We start from the raw sequence: 17,574 nt of genomic DNA on the forward strand, positions 1-17,574 counted from the left end.
AGCCTTTGGCAAAGTTGGAAGCAAGCTACCAGTGACGAGGTAGTAAGACCTGAAATTCCGAGGATTCCGCCAGACTGTCAAGCCGTCACCAGACAGCCGAAAAGTCGAAGCCCCACCAACGGCAAAACGCTGATGGGGCTTCCCCTTTGCCCAAAAATTCTAGACGGCGGGCGTTTCTTCTGCTGGTGCCAGGACGACGTCGCTGACCGTCAGCTCACCCTCGCCGGACTGGAGTGCAATCTCCTGGGCGTTAGCGGCGGCCTTCAGGTCTCCGAGTCCGGCCTTCAGCTGTGCAACCAGCATTTCATTGGCCGTGATGGAGGCCGAGAGTACTTCGGTGCGCTGCTTCACTTTGGCCTCGGACTTGGCCTTGCGGATGCCACTCAGTGCTACGCCAACAGTGCCAAGCATCGTGGTGTCGCCGTCGGCGATTTCCAGTGCGGCCGGCCACTGGGCGCGGTGAACCGAGCCGGTGCGCCACCAGCTCCACACCTCTTCGGTTGCGAAGGGCAGGAACGGCGCGAAAAGGCGCAGCAAGGAATCCAAGGTGGTGGCCAGGGCAGCCAGCACGGATGCTTGCTCCGAGTCCCCGGCCGCACCGTAGGCGCGGTCCTTGATCAGCTCGACGTAGTCGTCAGTGAACTGCCAGAAGAATGACTCGGTGATCTGCAGTGCCCGGGCGTAGTCGTAGTTTTCGAAGGCCTTGGTGGACTGGGCAACGACGTCGGACAACTGAGCGAGCAGTGCCCGGTCCAGCGGATTGGTCAGCGCGGAGAGATCGCTGGACACCACGGAGTTTTCGGTGGCCCCGAGGTTCAGCACGAACTTGGAGGCGTTGAGCAGCTTGATGGCCAACCGACGGCCGATCTTCATCTGCGCGATCTCATACGCCGTGTCTGCGCCGAGCTTGGCCGAGGCTGCCCAGTAGCGGACGGCGTCTGAGCCGAACTCGTTCAGGACGTCCGTGGGGACAACCACGTTGCCTTTGGACTTGGACATCTTTTTGCGGTCCGGGTCAAGGATCCACCCGGAGATAGCTGCATGCTTCCAAGGCGCGCTCTTCTGCAAGGCGTCGGCGCGGACAGCGGAGGAGAACAGCCAGGTGCGGATGATGTCGTGACCCTGGGGGCGGAGGTCGAAGGGGTAGACCTTGGAGAACAGTTCCTCGTCACGGCTCCAGCCACCCACGATCTGCGGGGTAAGGGAGGAGGTGGCCCAGGTGTCCAGGACGTCGGCGTCACCTGTGAAGCCGTTGGCCTGATCGCGCTGCGCTTCCTCAAAGCCGGGGGCTGCATCTGCGGCGGGATCCACGGGGAGCATGTCGTCCGAGGGCAGGATGGGGTGGTCGTAGTCCGGGTTGCCCTGCGCATCCAGGGAGTACCAGACGGGGATGGGCACTCCGAAGAAGCGTTGGCGCGATACGAGCCAGTCGCCGTTCAGGCCCGCAATCCAGTTCTCGTAGCGGGAGCGCATGAAGGAGGGGTGGAAGGTGATTTCCTGGCCGCGGCCGATCAGGCGTTCGCGGCGTTCTTCGTCTCGCCCGCCGTTGCGGATGTACCACTGGCGTGAGGTCACGACCTCCAGGGGCTTGTCGCCCTTTTCGAAGAAGTTCACAGGGTGCGTGATCTTCTTTGGTTCGCCGTCCAACAGGTCTGCTGCAGTGAGGAGCTCTACGACTGCTTCTTTAGCGGAGAAAGCCGTCTTGCCGGCGATCGCAGCGTAGGCTTCCTTGCCGGCGTCGGTGGTGATCCATTCCGGGGTCTCGGCGATGATGCGGCCGTCGCGGCCCATGATGGCGCGTGTAGGCAGCTGCAGTTCACGCCACCAGGTGACGTCGGTGAGGTCACCAAATGTGCAGACCATGGCAATGCCGGAACCCTTGTCCGCCTTGGCGAGCGGGTGGGCCTTGACTTCAAGCTCTACATCGAACAGCGGGGATTTCACTGTTTTGCCGAAGAGCGGCTTGTACCGTTCGTCGTCGGGGTTTGCCACCAGGGCAGCGCACGCGGCAAGAAGCTCCGGGCGCGTGGTTTCGATGAAGATCTTTTCGCCGTCTTCAGTGAAGAAGGGGTAGCGGTAGTACGCGCCGGCAACCTCGCGGTCCTCCAGTTCAGCCTGTGCAACGGCCGTGCGGAAGGTAACATCCCACAGCGTGGGCGCCTCGGCCATGTAAGCGTCACCGGCAGAGAGGTTGGCGAGGAAGGCTCGCTGGGATACCGCACGGGAGGTGTCGTCGATGGTGCGGTAGGTCAGGTCCCAGTCCACGGACAAACCGAGGGTCTGGAACAGGTTCTCGAAGACTTTTTCGTCCTCAACAGCGAGTTCCTCGCACAGCTCGATGAAGTTCTGCCGGGAAACGACGTCGAAATCGCGCTGGTTCTTGGCCGGCTGGGCGGGAGGACGGTAGTCGGCGTTGTAGGGGATGGCGGGATCGCAGCGCACACCGTAGAAGTTCTGGACGCGACGCTCGGTGGGCAGGCCGTTGTCGTCCCAACCCATGGGGTAGAAGACGTTCTTTCCGGTCATGCGCATATAGCGGGCCTGGACGTCTGTCTGGGTGAACGAGAACATGTGCCCCACATGCAGGGAGCCCGAGGCGGTCGGCGGGGGAGTGTCAATCGAGTAGACCTGCTCCCGGGTGGTGTCCGGATTGAACTTGTAGGTTCCTTCGTCCAGCCAGCGCTGCGTCAGCGCGGCCTCCAGGCCTTCAAGGGCCGGTTTGTCGGGAACGTTGATGGGGGCGGTGGCGGGCGTGTCTGTACCCTGCGTTGATTCAGCCATGGGCCAATTGTTTCATCAAAGTGCACCAGGCATTGCACCTCCTTGCACCAAAGCTCAGTTATATCCATTTGCGCTAGCGTCAGTACATGGCTCCTTCCAGTAAGGTTTTCGTCCTCAAACGCATCTACGATGAACCCGCTGACGACGACGGGTTCCGGGTTTTGGTGGACCGTCTCTGGCCGCGCGGGGTGTCCAAGGACAAGGCCCACTTGGATCTTTGGCTCAAGGACGTTGCCCCATCGCCGCCGTTGCGGACCGGGTTCGCCCACATGCAGGAACGATTCGCCGATTTCAGGCAGCAGTATGAGGCTGAGTTGGACGGAAATCCCGCAGTTCAGACCTTGCTGGAGTTGGCGGCGTCGAATCCGCGGGTCACCCTGCTTTATGCCGCGCGCGATCCACAGGTCAACCATGCCGTGGTGTTACGCGACTTCCTGCTCGGCCGAGCAGATGCTTGAGGCCTGCGGATAGTGTGGTGCCATGACTTTGGCAGCACAGACGGCTCATCCAGTTCAGAACAAAACGGCAGTAGTAACCGGCGCGAGCACGGGCATTGGCGAGGCTACGGTGCGGGCGCTGGCCTCCACAGGCTGGAAGGTCTTTGCGGTTGCCCGCAGGGCCGATCGGTTGGGCGCGCTGGGTGCCGAAACCGGCGCCATTCCGTTCGCGGCTGACATCACCAGCGACGACGACGTGGCAGCCCTTTTGCAGGCTGTTTCCAAAGCCGGGGGAGCCGATACCCTCATCAACATTGCCGGCGGTGCCCGGGGCGCGGACACGATCGCGAACGCCGATACTGAGGATTGGGAGTGGATGTACCAGGTCAACGTCCTGGGCACCATGAAAATCACCCGGGCATTCCTTCCGATGTTGAGGGAGGACGGGGAAGGAACTGTCCTGAACCTGACATCCACCGCCGGACTGGCTGCTTACGAAGGCGGCGCCGGATACAACGCGGCAAAGTTTGCCCAGCACGCGATGACCACCGCCCTGAGGCTGGAAGAAGTGGGTAACAACATCCGGGTTATCGAGGTAGCACCGGGACTGGTCCACACTGAGGAATTTGCCCTCAACCGGCTGGGCGACAAGGACGCAGCCGCCAAGGTTTATGCCGGAGTCGAAAAGCCCCTCACGGCAGAGGATGTGGCCGACGTCGTCAAGTACGCAGTCTCGCTGCCACACCACATCAACCTGGACCAGATCGTTATCCGCCCTGTTGCGCAGGCGGCCAACCACAAGCTCATCCGCAAGGAAAGCTGAAGCACAGGGCGTACTAGCTGGCGGGAATAATCAGCGTTGCCACAATGGCGGCATGGTCAGAACCGGAAACCTGGTGGACTCCGTAGCCGCTGCTGCTGATCCGGGGCGAGGTAACCATATGGTCGATCACTATTCCCGGAAGAGGTGGTCCCTCCATTGGCCAAGTGGGAGAGAACCGCCCGCCTGAGGCTGTTCCGACGTCGACGAGCTTTTTCCCGTCCTGCCCACCGCCCAGGGCAGGATCAAGCAATGCACGGAACTCGGAGTGATCGTAGGTGGAGTTGTAGTCGCCCATCAGCAGGTGATATCCCGGCCGGGAGGCCTGTCGGGCAACCTGGACGAGGTCGCTGCGCCACTGCTGGATCCGCTCATCAACCGGGGGCAGAGCATGAACGTTCGTGAGGTTCAACGTGGCCTTGGAACTGCCCGGATCGGTGATGCTGACCGGATCTGTGATGAGGACCCGCGTGACGTCCATCCGGAATGGGGTATCAGGCAGAAGTCCCTCCGGCTGCAGAGGGAACACGGAATACACGGCGCCACCGGAAGCGTCGTCGTTTGGTTCACTGACAAGGTTCGGCAGTATTGACTCCAAGCCCTCGGAGCGCAGACGGTCTTCCAGCCCTTGAGTATGCTCCTGGAGGGTCAAGAGTTGAACACCGTTGTCCCGGACCAGCTTTACGATGGCGCTTGCGTCAGCCTCACCGTATTCAGTGTTGAGGCTCATCACCTTCACGGAAACTGTCGCGGTCCCCGGAGGAACTGCTTCTGCCCTTCCCGGGTCCAACGGAAAAAGCCAGAACAATTGGAGAGCCAGCAGGGCCGCCGTCGTGATGATGACCCACAGGCGACGCCCCGCCAACGCAAGGACCATCGCCAGCGTCGAGGGCAGGACCACCCATGGGGTGAAGGACAAGAGTTGAACAATCACCAGCGGCCACTCCGTGGGGACCGCCCTGAACAAGGACATTCCTGCCACCGGCATCGCCAAGAGCAGAGCCAGGACCGACCATATAGGGGATGCCTGGCCACCCAACCAGCGTTTTACCGGGCGTGCGGCCGGAAGGACAGGGGCGGGGTTGGTCATGGTGTCGAGTCTATGCAGCCGAGGGCATCCAGCTTGTCCACCCGAAGGATGATCCTGCGAGTGGAGCACCGGGCTCTCCTGCCGCTAGACTTGGGAGACCAGCGTTGACCCGGCCATCACCGGTGAGCTTCCGGAAGAACCGCATTGACCACCGAAAGGTGCCAAGCGCCCAGTAGAACCGGACGGGTAAGCCCGTCACAGCAGTAATGAGAGGCCGGAACCGGAGGTTCCCCTACCAAGGGGCGCCAAGGTATCGGTAAGTGAGGTGGTACCGCGGCAACAGCAAACACTGAAGCCGTCCTCGCATCCTGACAGTCAACCAGCTATCACAGGATATGAGATGACCCACTACCCCAAGGCCTCAGCGTCTCCTTCAGGCACGCACGGCGTGTCCGCTTCCGTGAAGTTCCCGGAAATCGAAGAGCGCATCCTCAAGTACTGGGATGAAGACGGCACCTTCCAGGCAAGCATCGACCAGCGTGATGCGGGCAAAGACGGCAGCAACGAATTCGTCTTCTACGATGGCCCTCCCTTCGCCAACGGCCTCCCGCACTACGGCCACCTCCTCACTGGTTACGCCAAAGACCTTGTAGGGCGCTACCAAACGCAGCGCGGAAAGCGCGTGGAACGCCGCTTCGGCTGGGACACCCACGGGCTCCCAGCTGAATTGGAAGCCATGAAGCAGCTGGGAATGACAGACAAGACCCAGATCGAAGCCATGGGCATCGACAAATTCAACGACGCCTGCCGCGCGTCCGTGATGAAGTACGCCAACGAATGGAAGGCCTACGTCACCCGCCAGGCCCGCTGGGTGGACTTCGACAACGATTACAAGACACTCAACGTCGAGTACATGGAATCAGTGCTGTGGGCCTTCAAGCAGTTGCATGAGAAGGGCCTCACCTATAACGGGTACCGCGTGCTCCCGTACTGCTGGAAGGACGAGACCCCGCTCTCCAACCATGAACTCCGCATGGACGACGACGTCTACAAGAACCGCCAGGACCAGACCGTCACGGTGACGTTCCCCATCAAGGCCGGGGAGTCCGAACTCTCCCAGGCGCTCGCAGGCGTCCAGGCCCTGGCCTGGACCACCACGCCCTGGACGCTGCCCACCAACCTGGCGCTCGCTGTCGGGCCTGGGATTTCTTACGCCGTCCTGCCCGCCGGTCCGAATGGCGTCAAAGCTGCTTCTGCCGAAGCGCCGGTCTCGGGCAGCTTCCTGCTGGCCGCTGACCTCGTGGGGACCTACGCCAAGGATTTGGGGTACGGAGATGGTGCCGGTGGCGCAGAGGCCGCAACTGCCGCCGTCGTGTCAACGCATACAGGCGCAGAGTTGGCGGGGCTTGAGTACGAGCCGCTCTGGAACGACTTCGCCGATGCCGAGAAGTACGGCACGCAGAACGCCTGGCGCTTCCTCGTAGCTGACTACGTGACTACCACTGACGGTACGGGCATTGTCCACCAGGCCCCGGCCTATGGTGAGGACGACCAGAAGGTCTGTGAAGACGCCGGCATTCCCGTTGTCCTGTCCGTGGACGAGGGCGCGAAGTTCCTGCCGTTGTTTGCGCACGGAGAACTGGCCTCCATTGTGGGCCTGCAGGTCTTCGATGCCAACAAGCCCATCACCCAGGTCCTCCGCGCGGACGGCCGCCTGGTCCGCCAGGCCAGCTACGAGCACAGCTACCCGCACTGCTGGCGTTGCCGGAACCCGCTGATCTACCGAGCCGTATCGTCCTGGTATGTGGAGGTCACCAAGTTCAAGGACCGCATGTCCGAGTTGAACCAGGAGATCAACTGGATCCCGGGCAACGTCAAGGATGGCCAGTTCGGCAAATGGCTGGACAACGCCCGCGACTGGTCGATCAGCCGTAACCGCTATTGGGGTTCGCCGATTCCCGTGTGGCAGTCCGATGATCCCGAGTACCCGCGTACGGACGTTTACGGCTCGCTCGCTGACATTGAGGCGGACTTCGGCCGACTGCCGGTCAACAATGAAGGTCAGGTGGACCTGCACAGGCCCTTCATCGATGACCTGACGCGCCCCAACCCGGACGACCCCCGTACGCCGGCTGAGGGGCAATCCACCATGCGCCGCGTCGAAGATGTCCTGGACGTCTGGTTCGACTCCGGTTCCATGCCATACGGCCAGGTGCACTACCCGTTCCAGAACGAGGAATGGTTCGACACCCACAACCCTGCGGACTTCATCGTGGAGTACATCGGCCAGACCCGCGGCTGGTTCTACATGCTTCACATCCTGTCCACGGCGCTGTTTGACCGTCCCGCTTTCCGCAACGTCATCAGCCACGGCATCGTCTTGGGCTCCGACGGCCAAAAAATGTCCAAGAGCCTGCGGAACTATCCGGACGTTTCCGAGGTCCTGGACCGTGACGGCTCCGACGCCATGCGCTGGTTCCTCATGTCCAGCCCGATCCTTCGCGGCGGCAACCTGGTGGTTACCGAGCAGGGCATCCGCGACGGCGTTCGCCAGGTCATCCTGCCGGTGTGGAATGTTTACAGCTTCTTTACCCTCTACACGAACGCTGCCAACGGCGGTTCGGGCTACGAGGCGAAGCTGCGCTACGACGGCTACTCCGACACCCTGGACCAATACCTCCTGGCCAACACAGGAGACCTGGTCCGGAACATCACTGCCAGCCTGGACAGCTACGACATCTCCGGGGCCTGCGATGAACTGCGCAGCTACCTGGATATGCTCACCAACTGGTACGTCCGCCGCAGCCGCCAGCGCTTCTTCGACGAGAATGTTGATGCCTTTGACGCCTTGTACACCGCCCTCGAAGCTGTGTGCCGCGTATCTGCGTCCCTGCTGCCGCTGGTGACCGAGGAGATCTGGCGCGGGCTGACAGGCGGCCGCTCTGTGCACCTGGCCGACTGGCCTGATGCCTCACTGTTCCCCTCCAACCCAGAGCTCGTGGAGGCCATGGACCGCGTGCAGCAGATCTGCTCCACCGGCTCAAGCCTGCGCAAGGCCGCGAACCTGCGGGTCCGCCTGCCGCTCCAGGAACTGACTGTGGTGGCACCTGGTGCAGATGCGCTGGAAGGCTTCGCCGGCGTCGTCGCTGATGAACTGAACCTTCGCTCCGTCCGCTTGTTGGACGCTGCTTCGGCTTCGCCGGAGGAGTTCGGCATCGAGCAGAAACTGGTGGTCAACGCCCGGGCTGCCGGTCCGCGCCTGGGCAAGAACGTGCAGCAGGCCATCAAGGGGTCCAAGTCAGGCGACTGGTCCGTGAACGATTCAGGCGCGGTGGTGGCCGGGGGACTCGAGCTTGAGCCGCATGAATACAGCCTGGAGACTGTGGTCGGAGAAACGTCCGACGGCGGTGCTGCCGCCCGGAAGGCCGTCTCGGTGCTGCCGGGTGGGGGATTCGTCGTCCTGAACACCGAAGTCACTCCGGAGCTTGCTGCGGAAGGACTTGCCCGTGACATGGTTCGTTCCATCCAGCAAGCACGCAAGGATGCTGGACTGAATGTCAGCGACCGTATCCGCACGTCTGTCCAGGCACAGCAGGACGTTGTTGATGCCTTGGAAGCCAACGCTGAGCTCGTCAAGACCGAGACGCTGTCCCTGGAATTGGAAGTCCTTCTCTCCAGCGCCGAGGAACCGCGCGTCACTGTAGCAAAGGCAGGGGCCTGAATCATGACTGACGAATTCTCAGTGGAAAGTGTGTACGCCGAACTTCTTGGCCGTGCACCTGAAAACAAGATGGAACCCCGGTTGGCACCGCTTTTCAGGGCCATGGACGTGCTGGGGGAGCCCAACAAGGCTTTCCCGATCATCCACATCACGGGAACCAACGGCAAGACCTCCACGGCCCGCATGATTGAGGCCGGGCTTCGTGCACACGGGTTAAGCACAGGCCGTTATACCAGCCCGCACCTTTCAAAAGTCACCGAGCGCATCAGCATTGATGGTGAGCCCGTATCAGATGCGACGTTTGTTCGGATCTGGGACGAGATCCGTCCGTACCTGGAAATCGTGGACAACGAGCTCATAGCTGAGAACCAGCCCCGGCTCACATACTTTGAGTGCGTGACGATCCTTGGCTTCGCGATTTTCGCTGACCAGCCGGTGGATGTGGCGGTCATGGAAGTTGGCCTCGGCGGCATTACGGATGCCACCAATGTGGGCGATGGCCAAGTCTCTGTCATCACGCCGATCTCCCTGGACCACACGGATCTCCTGGGCGACACCACCGAGGACATCGCCTATGAGAAGGCCGGGATCATCAAACCGGGTGGTTTCCTGGTGAGTGCTGCCCAGCCGGTGGACGCTGCCCAGGTCCTGCTGGAAAAAGCCCGCGAGGTGGACGTCCCGTTCCGCTTCGAGGGTGTTGAGTTTGGTGTGGAGTCGCGCAGCGTAGCGGTGGGCGGACAAGTCCTGACCGTCCAAGGCCTGGCGGGTCGCTACGAGGACCTCCTGCTGCCTCTGCATGGTGCGCACCAGGCAGAGAATGCGGCCGTTGCTGTAGCGGCATTGGAGGCGTTCTTCGGTGGAGGAGAGAAAGAGCTCGATATCGATGTCCTGAAAGAAGCCTTCGGCAATGTGACGTCCCCCGGCCGCCTGGAAGTGGTGCGGACAGCACCGACCATTGTGGTGGATGCCGCCCACAACCCCGAAGGGATCCGCGTCTCTGCGGAGGCCATCCATGAGGCGTTCAGCTTCGGCAAGCTCGTGGTGGTCGTGGGAGTACTCCGGGAGAAGGACGCCGAGGAGATCCTTAAGACCCTGAAGGAGCAGCTCGGAGACCTGGCCGAGGAGTTCTGCTTCACCCAGTCCAACTCGCTGCGGGCCGTCCCTGCAGCGGAACTGGCCGAACTCGCCGTCGATCTTGGCTTTGGCGAGGACAACGTCCACATCGCCGAGAAACTTGATGATGCCCTGGAGTGGGCCGTTGAACGCGCCGAGTCCAATGATGACCTTTCCGGCGGCGTCCTGGTCACCGGCTCCATCACTCTGGTGGCCGAGGCACGCATCCTCCTTGGCAAGGAAGGTGCCTGACCGTGGCAAAGCTGACCAAGGCCCAGCGTGAATGGCGCCCCGGGATGCCCAAAAAGCGCCGGTCCACCAAGGTGATGTTTGCATCCACCGTGCTGTTGCTTGAAGCCTTCGTAGCCTTCTTCGGCACGTTGGTGGTCTTTGGCTTAAAGCGTGGCGAAGTGGCTCCTGGAATCATCCTGGGCGTCGGCATCACGCTCAGCGTAGTCCTCGTTCTGGCCTGTGCCGTGTTGTCCAAGCCCTGGGGAATCGGCCTGGGCTGGGGGCTGCAGCTCCTGTTGATCCTGACTGGGATCGCCGAGCCCATGATGTTCATCGTGGGCGTCCTCTTCGCCATCTGCTGGTGGTACGGAATCCGGACGGGGATGCGGATCGACCGTGAAGTGGCTCAACGGGACCGGGAACAGGCTGAATGGGATGCAACGCACAGTGACGGGGCAGGTCCGGAAACCCCGTAAACTGGCTGGGAAACCCACCCGCCCATCACATTGGAGCAACTGTGAGCATTGAACGGACCCTTGTCCTGATCAAGCCCGACGGCGTCGGCCGCAACCTCAGCGGAAGCATCCTCGCCCGGATCGAAGCCAAGGGCTACGCCTTGGCTGAGCTGAAGAAGGTCAACGCGACCCGCGAGCTGCTGGAGCAGCACTACGAAGAACACGTGGGCAAGCCGTTCTACGAACCACTGGTGGAATTCATGCTCAGCGGCCCGGTCATCGCCGCTGTCTTCGAAGGCCACCGCGTGATCGAAGGCTTCCGCTCCTTGGCGGGCACTACCGACCCCACCACTGCGGCACCGGGCACCATCCGCGGCGACTTCGGCCGTGACTGGGGCCTGGCAGTCCAGCAGAACCTCGTGCACGGCTCGGACTCCGTTGACTCCGCCGAGCGTGAGATCAAGATCTGGTTCGCGGGCTAACGACGCCCTCGCCGAGATAACAGTTAAGGCCAATGTTCGCAGTGAACATTGGCCTTAACTGTCATCTCGCGGAGTTGTTTTAGTAGCCCGAGGTACCGGCGAAGACGTGGATGAAGGCGAAGAAGATCGTGGCGATCACAGCTACGTACAGCAGTGCCACAATGATCCACCCGGAGTCACCCAGGATCTTGGCCAGCGCTGGCGGGGCTTTGATGACTCCATGGGAGATGTTGCGGATGGTCACCCAGACGAACATGGGAATCATGACTGCCCACACCACCATGCAGTACGGGCACAGCACGTTGATGACATACAGGGCCTGAGACCACAACCACACAACAAAAACGAATCCAAGGGTTACACCTGCCTGCAAGCCCAGCCAGTAGCTGCGTGAATACTTGGCCCCGGCCAGGAGTCCCATGGCAGTGGTGATGATCACCGCAAAGGCGACAATCCCGATGAACATGTTGGGGAACCCGAAAACGGAGCTTTGCGGTGTCTGCATCACGGCTCCGCAGGAAACCCACGGATTCACATCGCAGAGCGTGATGTGGTTGGGGTCTTTGAGCACTGCCAGCTTCTCAAGGACCAATGCCCCGGAAGCCAGCCAGCCGATGACGCCGGTGATCAGCAGGAGCCACGCAAATGGCTTGTTCTGCACGGCCCTAGGCAGGGAATCAGGCAGGGAATCAGGCCCGGCCGCGCGCTGCAATCCAGGCTCGGTGGTCTTCCCACCCGCAGGGGTGGAGGCTTGATTGGCCAGGTTTCCCCTGGCGGTGCTTGGCATCGCGGACGCAATCCTTTTCGACAATGACCCGGCCAGTCCGGGAACGGCTCTTCTGAGGATTGTAACGCCGGAGGCTGGACATGGTCCCCAGCTTGTACAGGCACTTTCCCCACCGTGCGACACAGTCTCCTACGCTTCGAATGTGCAGGGGTGTGAGAGAATGAACATGGCCGGAAGCCGATCCACATTCGGAATCCGGTCCGGTGACTTGTTCCCAAGACCGCCAGCATGAGCAGGGCCTGCCTGGATCACGTGATCCTTCGCATGCCCGCCATGACAATGGACGGCACCTGGTTGTGGCAGCAGAACAACGGGTTTCAGAGCAAAGCCATCGGCCTTCCAGGGCTGCCGCACCCCAATGATGGTGCGAACCGGAAGGAATACTACCGACTTCTGTCAACGCCTGAGGGTTTTGACAAATAATTGCCCCACTGGGCGCCGGATGTGGCGGCGTCGCTGGGGCAGGAGTGTTGCCACATATGGATAATGACCAGGTTGTAGCCGTTAATGAAGAGGCAGCTACCGCGGAAACTGCGGAAGCGCCCAAAAAGACCACCCGGACACGGCGCAAGGCTGCGCCCAAAGCGGTCGAAACAGCCGGTACTGAAGAAGCTGTCGCTTCTGAGGAAGCTGCCGAAGAAGCCACCAGTACTGAACCCACCGAAGCAGCCGTGAAGGCGCCGGCACGCCGTAGCCGCGCGCGCAAGACAACAGTGCCTGCCGAGCCCCTCCCCGGTTTTGATGACCAGGCCGGGGTAGCGTCCCAGCCGGAAACCGATGCCGAACCTGCCCCTGAAAAGCCGGTCCGCCGTCGTCGGACTACCAAGCCCAAGGACGTAAACGCAGCTGACGCAACGGCCGCTGAGACGCCTGCAGCCTCTGCCGCTGTGGAAACCACCGAAGAAATCACGACGCCGGATGYCGGGTCCCAGCCGGCGCCGGATGCTGCCGTAGAAGGCACCATTCCCGCCGAGGAAGAGGCTGAAGCTGCCGAGGAGTCCGCCCCCGGTTCAACGTCTTTGTTCCTGGAGCCGGTCTCCATTACGTCCATGATCTTCCAGGCCCCTGACCTCAGCACCGTGGCACGTCCGGCCGTCGAGGAAAAGGCCGAAGAGACTGAAGAAACTCCGGAAACGGGGACAACCGAGGAGCTGGAGGATTCCAGCAGCCGTCGTCGTCGCCGGAGCCGTGGCCGCCGTGGTCGGCGCGGAAACGAACGCGACGAGTCCGATGCCGAGGACGGCACTGAGACTGAGGACGAAGAAGAAGCTCCGGCAGCGGAAGCCCTCGAAGAGGGCGTCACGTCGCGTCGTCGTCGCCGTCGCCGCAGGGGTGACCAGGATCTCGAACTGACGGGCGGCTCTGACGATGACCCGCCCAACACGGTGACCCGTGTCCGCGCGCCCCGCCCGATCACTGAGACGGCCCCGTCAAACCGCGTTACCAGCGTTAAGGGTTCCACCAGGCTTGAGGCCAAGAAGCAGCGCCGCCGCGAATCCCGCGAGACCGGACGTCGCCGCCAGGTGATTACCGAGGCTGAGTTCCTTGCCCGCCGCGAGTCCGTGGATCGCCAGATGATCGTCCGCCAGCGCGACGACAGAATTCAGATCGCGGTCCTTGAAGACGGCGTCTTGGCCGAGCACTTTGTGTCCAAGACCCAGCAGGACTCCCTCATTGGCAACGTGTATCTGGGCAAGGTCCAGAATGTTCTGCCTTCCATGGAGGCTGCTTTTGTTGACATCGGACGTGGCCGTAACGCCGTGCTGTATGCCGGTGAAGTGAACTGGGACGCAGTGAACCTTGAGGGCCAGCCGCGCCGGATCGAGAATGCGCTGAAGTCCGGTGATTCCGTCCTGGTGCAGGTCACCAAGGACCCGGTTGGACACAAGGGTGCCCGCCTCACCAGCCAGATCTCCCTCCCGGGCCGCTACCTTGTGTACGTGCCGGGCGGTTCCATGACCGGTATCTCGCGCAAACTTCCTGACGTCGAACGCAACCGCCTCAAGCGCATCCTCAAGGATCGATTGCCGGAGAACGCCGGCGTCATTGTGCGCACAGCCGCTGAAGGTGCTTCCGAGGAAGAACTGACGCACGATATCAACCGTCTGCGCGCGCAGTGGGAAGGCATTGAAGGGCAGGCGTCCTCCACGAAGGTGCTGGCTCCGGAACTGCTTTACGGCGAACCGGACCTCACCATCAAGGTTGTCCGGGATGTCTTCAACGAAGACTTCTCCAAGTTGATCGTTTCCGGGGACGACGCCTGGGACACCATCGAGGCTTACGTTACGTACGTGGCTCCCGATCTGGTGGGCCGCCTTGAGAAGTGGACCAAGGACCAGGACATTTTTGCTGCCTGGCGGATCGACGAACAGATCCACAAGGCGCTGGAACGCAAGGTTTTCCTTCCGTCTGGTGGTTCCCTTGTCATCGATCGCACCGAAGCCATGACCGTGGTGGATGTTAATACAGGCAAGTTCACCGGCAGCGGTGGAAACCTGGAAGAAACCGTGACCAAGAACAACCTTGAAGCAGCCGAGGAAGTTGTTCGCCAGCTACGCCTGCGCGATATTGGTGGCATCATCGTCATCGACTTCATTGACATGGTCCTCGAATCGAACCGTGACCTGGTGCTCCGCCGAATGGTGGAATGCCTGGGTCGTGACCGCACCAAACACCAAGTGGCCGAAGTGACATCGCTGGGCCTGGTGCAGATGACGCGCAAACGCATGGGCACCGGCCTGCTCGAGGTATTCGGTGAGCAGTGCGAGCACTGTGCCGGACGGGGTGTCGTCACCCATGATGAGCCGGTGGAGCACCGACGCGCCAACGTCGTTGCTGCCGAGCATCACCGCCCGCACGTCGAACCCCAACAGCCTGCTGCACGCACTGATCGTAAGCGCCGCCGTGGCAAGGGTGGGGGACCGGCAATGGCCGAAGTGCCTCCTGCAGTCCACAGCACGCCGGCCGCCCCCGCAGCTCCTGCGACCACGGAGTCCGTGGACCCGGTCCGCCAGGCGAAGGCTGAGGCGACCAGGGCAGCTCTTGCCACGATCGCCGCTGCAGCACATGCCGCCCACCTGCACGATGACGAGGTTCACCGCGCGGAGGAGCAGGCCCGTGCAGCAGGCCAGCAGGGTCACACCGATGGATCTGCCCCTGAGGCTGCAACCGGCGAGGCTGGCGTTCCGGCTGCACCTGATACGGCCAGTCATGAGGCTGCGGTTCGGGAAGCGCGCGCCACTCCTGTTCTGCGTTTCGGTGGCGAAGAAGTGGCTCTTCCGTTTGTGGAACATCATGAGGAACCAACTGCTGGCAAGCCGGCCATGAGCCTGGACCTGCTGGCCGAGGCGTTCTCGCACCTCGGTGCCCCGCCGTCTGCGGAGGAAGAGGCCACGGCTTCGGTTTCCGAACCTGCGGCTGCTGCCGCCGTTTCCCCTGCCAGTGCTTCTGCTGGCACTACCGATGAGCACGATCATTCGTCGCGTGCCCGTGGTCGTCGTGGCCGGAGGAACCGCAGTGCCAGCAGGGCGCAGGGTGCCGCAAACGAAACCAGTGTGGAACACCACGAGGTAACTGCTGCTGCCGCTGGCGGATCTGCCCATGAGGCCAAGGCGCCGGCAGCGGAAGAGCCGGCCAAAAAGAAGGTAGCGGACGAACCCATCATCCTTGGGGTGGGAGTTCCCGCTTCAGAGCTGTAAGCAGGGCAACCAGTCACTAAGCAACCAAAGAGTCCCGCAGCATCCGTTTACGGCGGATACTGCGGGGCTCTTTCGTTGCCCGCCAGTCACATCGATTCCCCGAAGCTGTCCGGTTCCCGGGGCGAGGGGCTTCCGGGCTACGCTAGGAAACTGACACGGGGTGCCGGGCACGGGCCAGGCTGAGATCCAGACCCGTTGAACCTGTCCGGTTAGCACCGGCGAAGGGATGTCCACCATGGCTTCATCGTCGAATTCCGCTGTCTACCCTGTCTGCGCCGCGGGTATGGGAGCAGTCCCGGCCCGGCCACATCCGAGGGTGCTCAGCATTGCCGGCTCGGATCCTTCTGGCGGCGCCGGAATCCAGGCAGACTTGAAGAGCATCGCAGCGCACGGGGGCTATGGCATGGCTGCCATCACGGCTTTGACGGCCCAGAACACGTTGGGCGTCAGTGCAGTCCATGTTCCGCCCGTCGAGTTCCTGCGTCAGCAACTGGACGCGATCAGCAGCGATATTGAGATTGATGCGGTCAAGATCGGGATGTTGGGTGATGCGGCCGTCATCGACGAAGTCCGCAGTTGGCTCGAAGAGGTGCGTCCCGCCGTCGTGGTCCTTGACCCGGTGATGGTTGCCACCAGCGGCGACCGCCTTCTGCGGGAGACCGCCGAAATTGCGCTGCGCAGCCTCCTGCCGTTGGCGGATCTCGTCACCCCAAACCTTCCCGAGCTGGCGATGTTGCTGGGGGAGCCCGAAGCCCCCGACTGGGCTACGGCGCTTGACCAGGGTAAACGCCTGGCTGCTGAGTGTGGAACGACGGTTTTGGTAAAGGGCGGCCACTTGGCAGGAAACGACTGTCCCGATGCGCTGGTCAATACGAGCGGTTTGCTGCGACAGGACGTCATCGAGGTGCCTGGGCCCCGCGTTGATACCAGGAACAGCCACGGAACGGGGTGCTCGCTCTCCTCGGCGTTGGCCACGGTCCAAGCCCGCACCGGCGACTGGGAGGCGTCTCTCCGCGAGGTAAAGCCGTGGCTGCTGCAGGCCCTCGCGGCGGCCGACGGGCTGAAGGTGGGTAAGGGTAGCGGGCCGGTCCACCACTTCCACCACATGGAGCCAGCGCTGAATCCTGCCGGGAAATCCGGCGACTTTGCCGCGCGGCTGTGGGCCGAAGCTGCGCCGGAATTGGATGCGATTTACGGTCTCGCCTTCATCCAGGGCCTGCAGTCAGGCCGGCTCCCGGAGCCCGAGTTCAACTACTACCTGGCCCAGGACGCCATTTACCTGAACGGCTACTCGCGGGTTTTGGCGCGCGCAGGTGCACTTGCCCCCACTGAAGAAGAGCAGCTCTTCTGGGCGAAGTCATCGCAACTCTGCCTTGAAGTGGAGTCCGAGCTCCATCGGAACTGGCTGAGCACGCGCTCGGCCTCAACACAGACCGGACCCGTGACAAGGTCGTACGTGGACCACCTGCTGGCCACATCAGCCTCCGGCAGTTACGCCGTGTTGCTGGCGGCAATCCTGCCCTGCTACTGGCTGTATGCGGAGGTAGGGCAGCAACTTCACGCGGGGTATGTCCAAGCAGGCGCTCCCAGCGACCACCCTTACGCCGAGTGGTTGAAGACGTACGCGGACGAGGAGTTTGCTGCCGCAACCCGGAAGGCGATCGACTTTACCGATGCCGCCGCAATTTTCGCCTCCGCGCAGGAACGCGAGGCCATGGTAGAGGCCTTCGCACAGTCTTGCCGCTACGAGACAGCCTTCTTTGATGCACCCAGGCTCTTCGCCTGAGCAGGGTTTCCGAGGTTGCCTTCTGGGGCAATTCCACAAAACTCCAGCGCGTCGTCGGCCAAATCGCAGTATTCCTCCACAAACCCTGTAGGCTGTATGGGCACGGTGCCGGGAGAGTCCGTTACAACTGGTGATGCAAGTCACCCGATAGCCTCCGGACGCGGCCTCATTTGCAGCTGAAGGTCAAACTAGCGTAATCTTGATCTTCGGTGCTTACGCCAACACTTGGGTTA

At 62.1% G+C, this 17,574-nt stretch carries 11 protein-coding genes and 1 riboswitch; of the genes, 8 read left to right on the plus strand and 3 right to left on the minus strand.

What is annotated here, in order from left to right; genetic code table 11:
• Positions 1-159: 159 nt before the first annotated feature.
• On the minus strand, positions 160-2,781 hold the full coding sequence (valS, locus tag AC1DCM_RS22595) for a valine--tRNA ligase (RefSeq protein WP_477519786.1): 2,622 nt from the start codon (positions 2,779-2,781) through the stop codon (positions 160-162).
• 86 nt (positions 2,782-2,867) lie between these two features.
• Here valS and AC1DCM_RS22600 point away from each other — a divergent pair, with 86 nt between their 5' ends.
• Positions 2,868-3,239 carry a DUF488 domain-containing protein gene (locus AC1DCM_RS22600; RefSeq protein ID WP_477519787.1) on the plus strand — a complete coding sequence of 124 codons (372 nt, stop codon included), beginning with the start codon at positions 2,868-2,870 and terminating at the stop codon, positions 3,237-3,239.
• A 22-nt stretch (positions 3,240-3,261) separates the two neighbouring features.
• Entirely contained in the window at positions 3,262-4,041 is a 780-nt protein-coding gene (locus AC1DCM_RS22605; RefSeq protein WP_477519788.1) for an SDR family oxidoreductase, read from the plus strand.
• Positions 4,042-4,054: 13 nt separating this feature from the next.
• On the opposite strand, the gene AC1DCM_RS22610 is transcribed toward AC1DCM_RS22605, so the two are convergent.
• Entirely contained in the window at positions 4,055-5,128 is a 1,074-nt protein-coding gene (locus AC1DCM_RS22610; protein ID WP_477519789.1) for an endonuclease/exonuclease/phosphatase family protein, read from the minus strand.
• Positions 5,129-5,468: 340 nt separating this feature from the next.
• On the opposite strand from AC1DCM_RS22610, the gene ileS reads away from it, so the two are divergent.
• The 4 genes from ileS to ndk are packed head-to-tail and all read left to right on the plus strand — an operon-like array spanning position 5,469 to position 11,070.
• The gene (ileS, locus tag AC1DCM_RS22615) at positions 5,469-8,789 is read left to right on the plus strand and encodes an isoleucine--tRNA ligase (RefSeq protein WP_477519790.1); all 3,321 of its coding nucleotides are present in this window, start codon (positions 5,469-5,471) and stop codon (positions 8,787-8,789) included.
• A 3-nt stretch (positions 8,790-8,792) separates the two neighbouring features.
• Positions 8,793-10,154 carry a bifunctional folylpolyglutamate synthase/dihydrofolate synthase gene (locus tag AC1DCM_RS22620; RefSeq protein ID WP_442006143.1) on the plus strand — a complete coding sequence of 454 codons (1,362 nt, stop codon included), beginning with the start codon at positions 8,793-8,795 and terminating at the stop codon, positions 10,152-10,154.
• A 2-nt stretch (positions 10,155-10,156) separates the two neighbouring features.
• Positions 10,157-10,609: a DUF4233 domain-containing protein gene (locus tag AC1DCM_RS22625; protein ID WP_477519791.1), complete on the plus strand. Its 453-nt coding sequence runs from the start codon at positions 10,157-10,159 to the stop codon at positions 10,607-10,609.
• Between the two features lie 41 nt (positions 10,610-10,650).
• Entirely contained in the window at positions 10,651-11,070 is a 420-nt protein-coding gene (gene ndk, locus AC1DCM_RS22630) for a nucleoside-diphosphate kinase (protein ID WP_477519792.1), read from the plus strand.
• A 79-nt stretch (positions 11,071-11,149) separates the two neighbouring features.
• Here the strand turns inward: ndk and AC1DCM_RS22635 are convergent, their stop codons facing one another.
• Positions 11,150-11,857: a vitamin K epoxide reductase family protein gene (locus tag AC1DCM_RS22635; RefSeq protein ID WP_477519793.1), complete on the minus strand. Its 708-nt coding sequence runs from the start codon at positions 11,855-11,857 to the stop codon at positions 11,150-11,152.
• A 479-nt stretch (positions 11,858-12,336) separates the two neighbouring features.
• On the opposite strand from AC1DCM_RS22635, the gene AC1DCM_RS22640 reads away from it, so the two are divergent.
• Together AC1DCM_RS22640 and AC1DCM_RS22645 are read left to right on the plus strand one after the other, a co-directional pair.
• Entirely contained in the window at positions 12,337-15,555 is a 3,219-nt protein-coding gene (locus AC1DCM_RS22640; RefSeq protein ID WP_477519794.1) for an Rne/Rng family ribonuclease, read from the plus strand.
• Positions 15,556-15,701: 146 nt separating this feature from the next.
• Positions 15,702-15,799: riboswitch (TPP riboswitch) on the plus strand.
• Entirely contained in the window at positions 15,791-17,341 is a 1,551-nt protein-coding gene (locus tag AC1DCM_RS22645; protein WP_477519795.1) for a bifunctional hydroxymethylpyrimidine kinase/phosphomethylpyrimidine kinase, read from the plus strand. It overlaps the preceding riboswitch by 9 nt.
• The last annotated feature ends 233 nt before the right edge of the window (positions 17,342-17,574 follow it).

This window comes from Paenarthrobacter sp. 10N417, assembly GCF_056394745.1.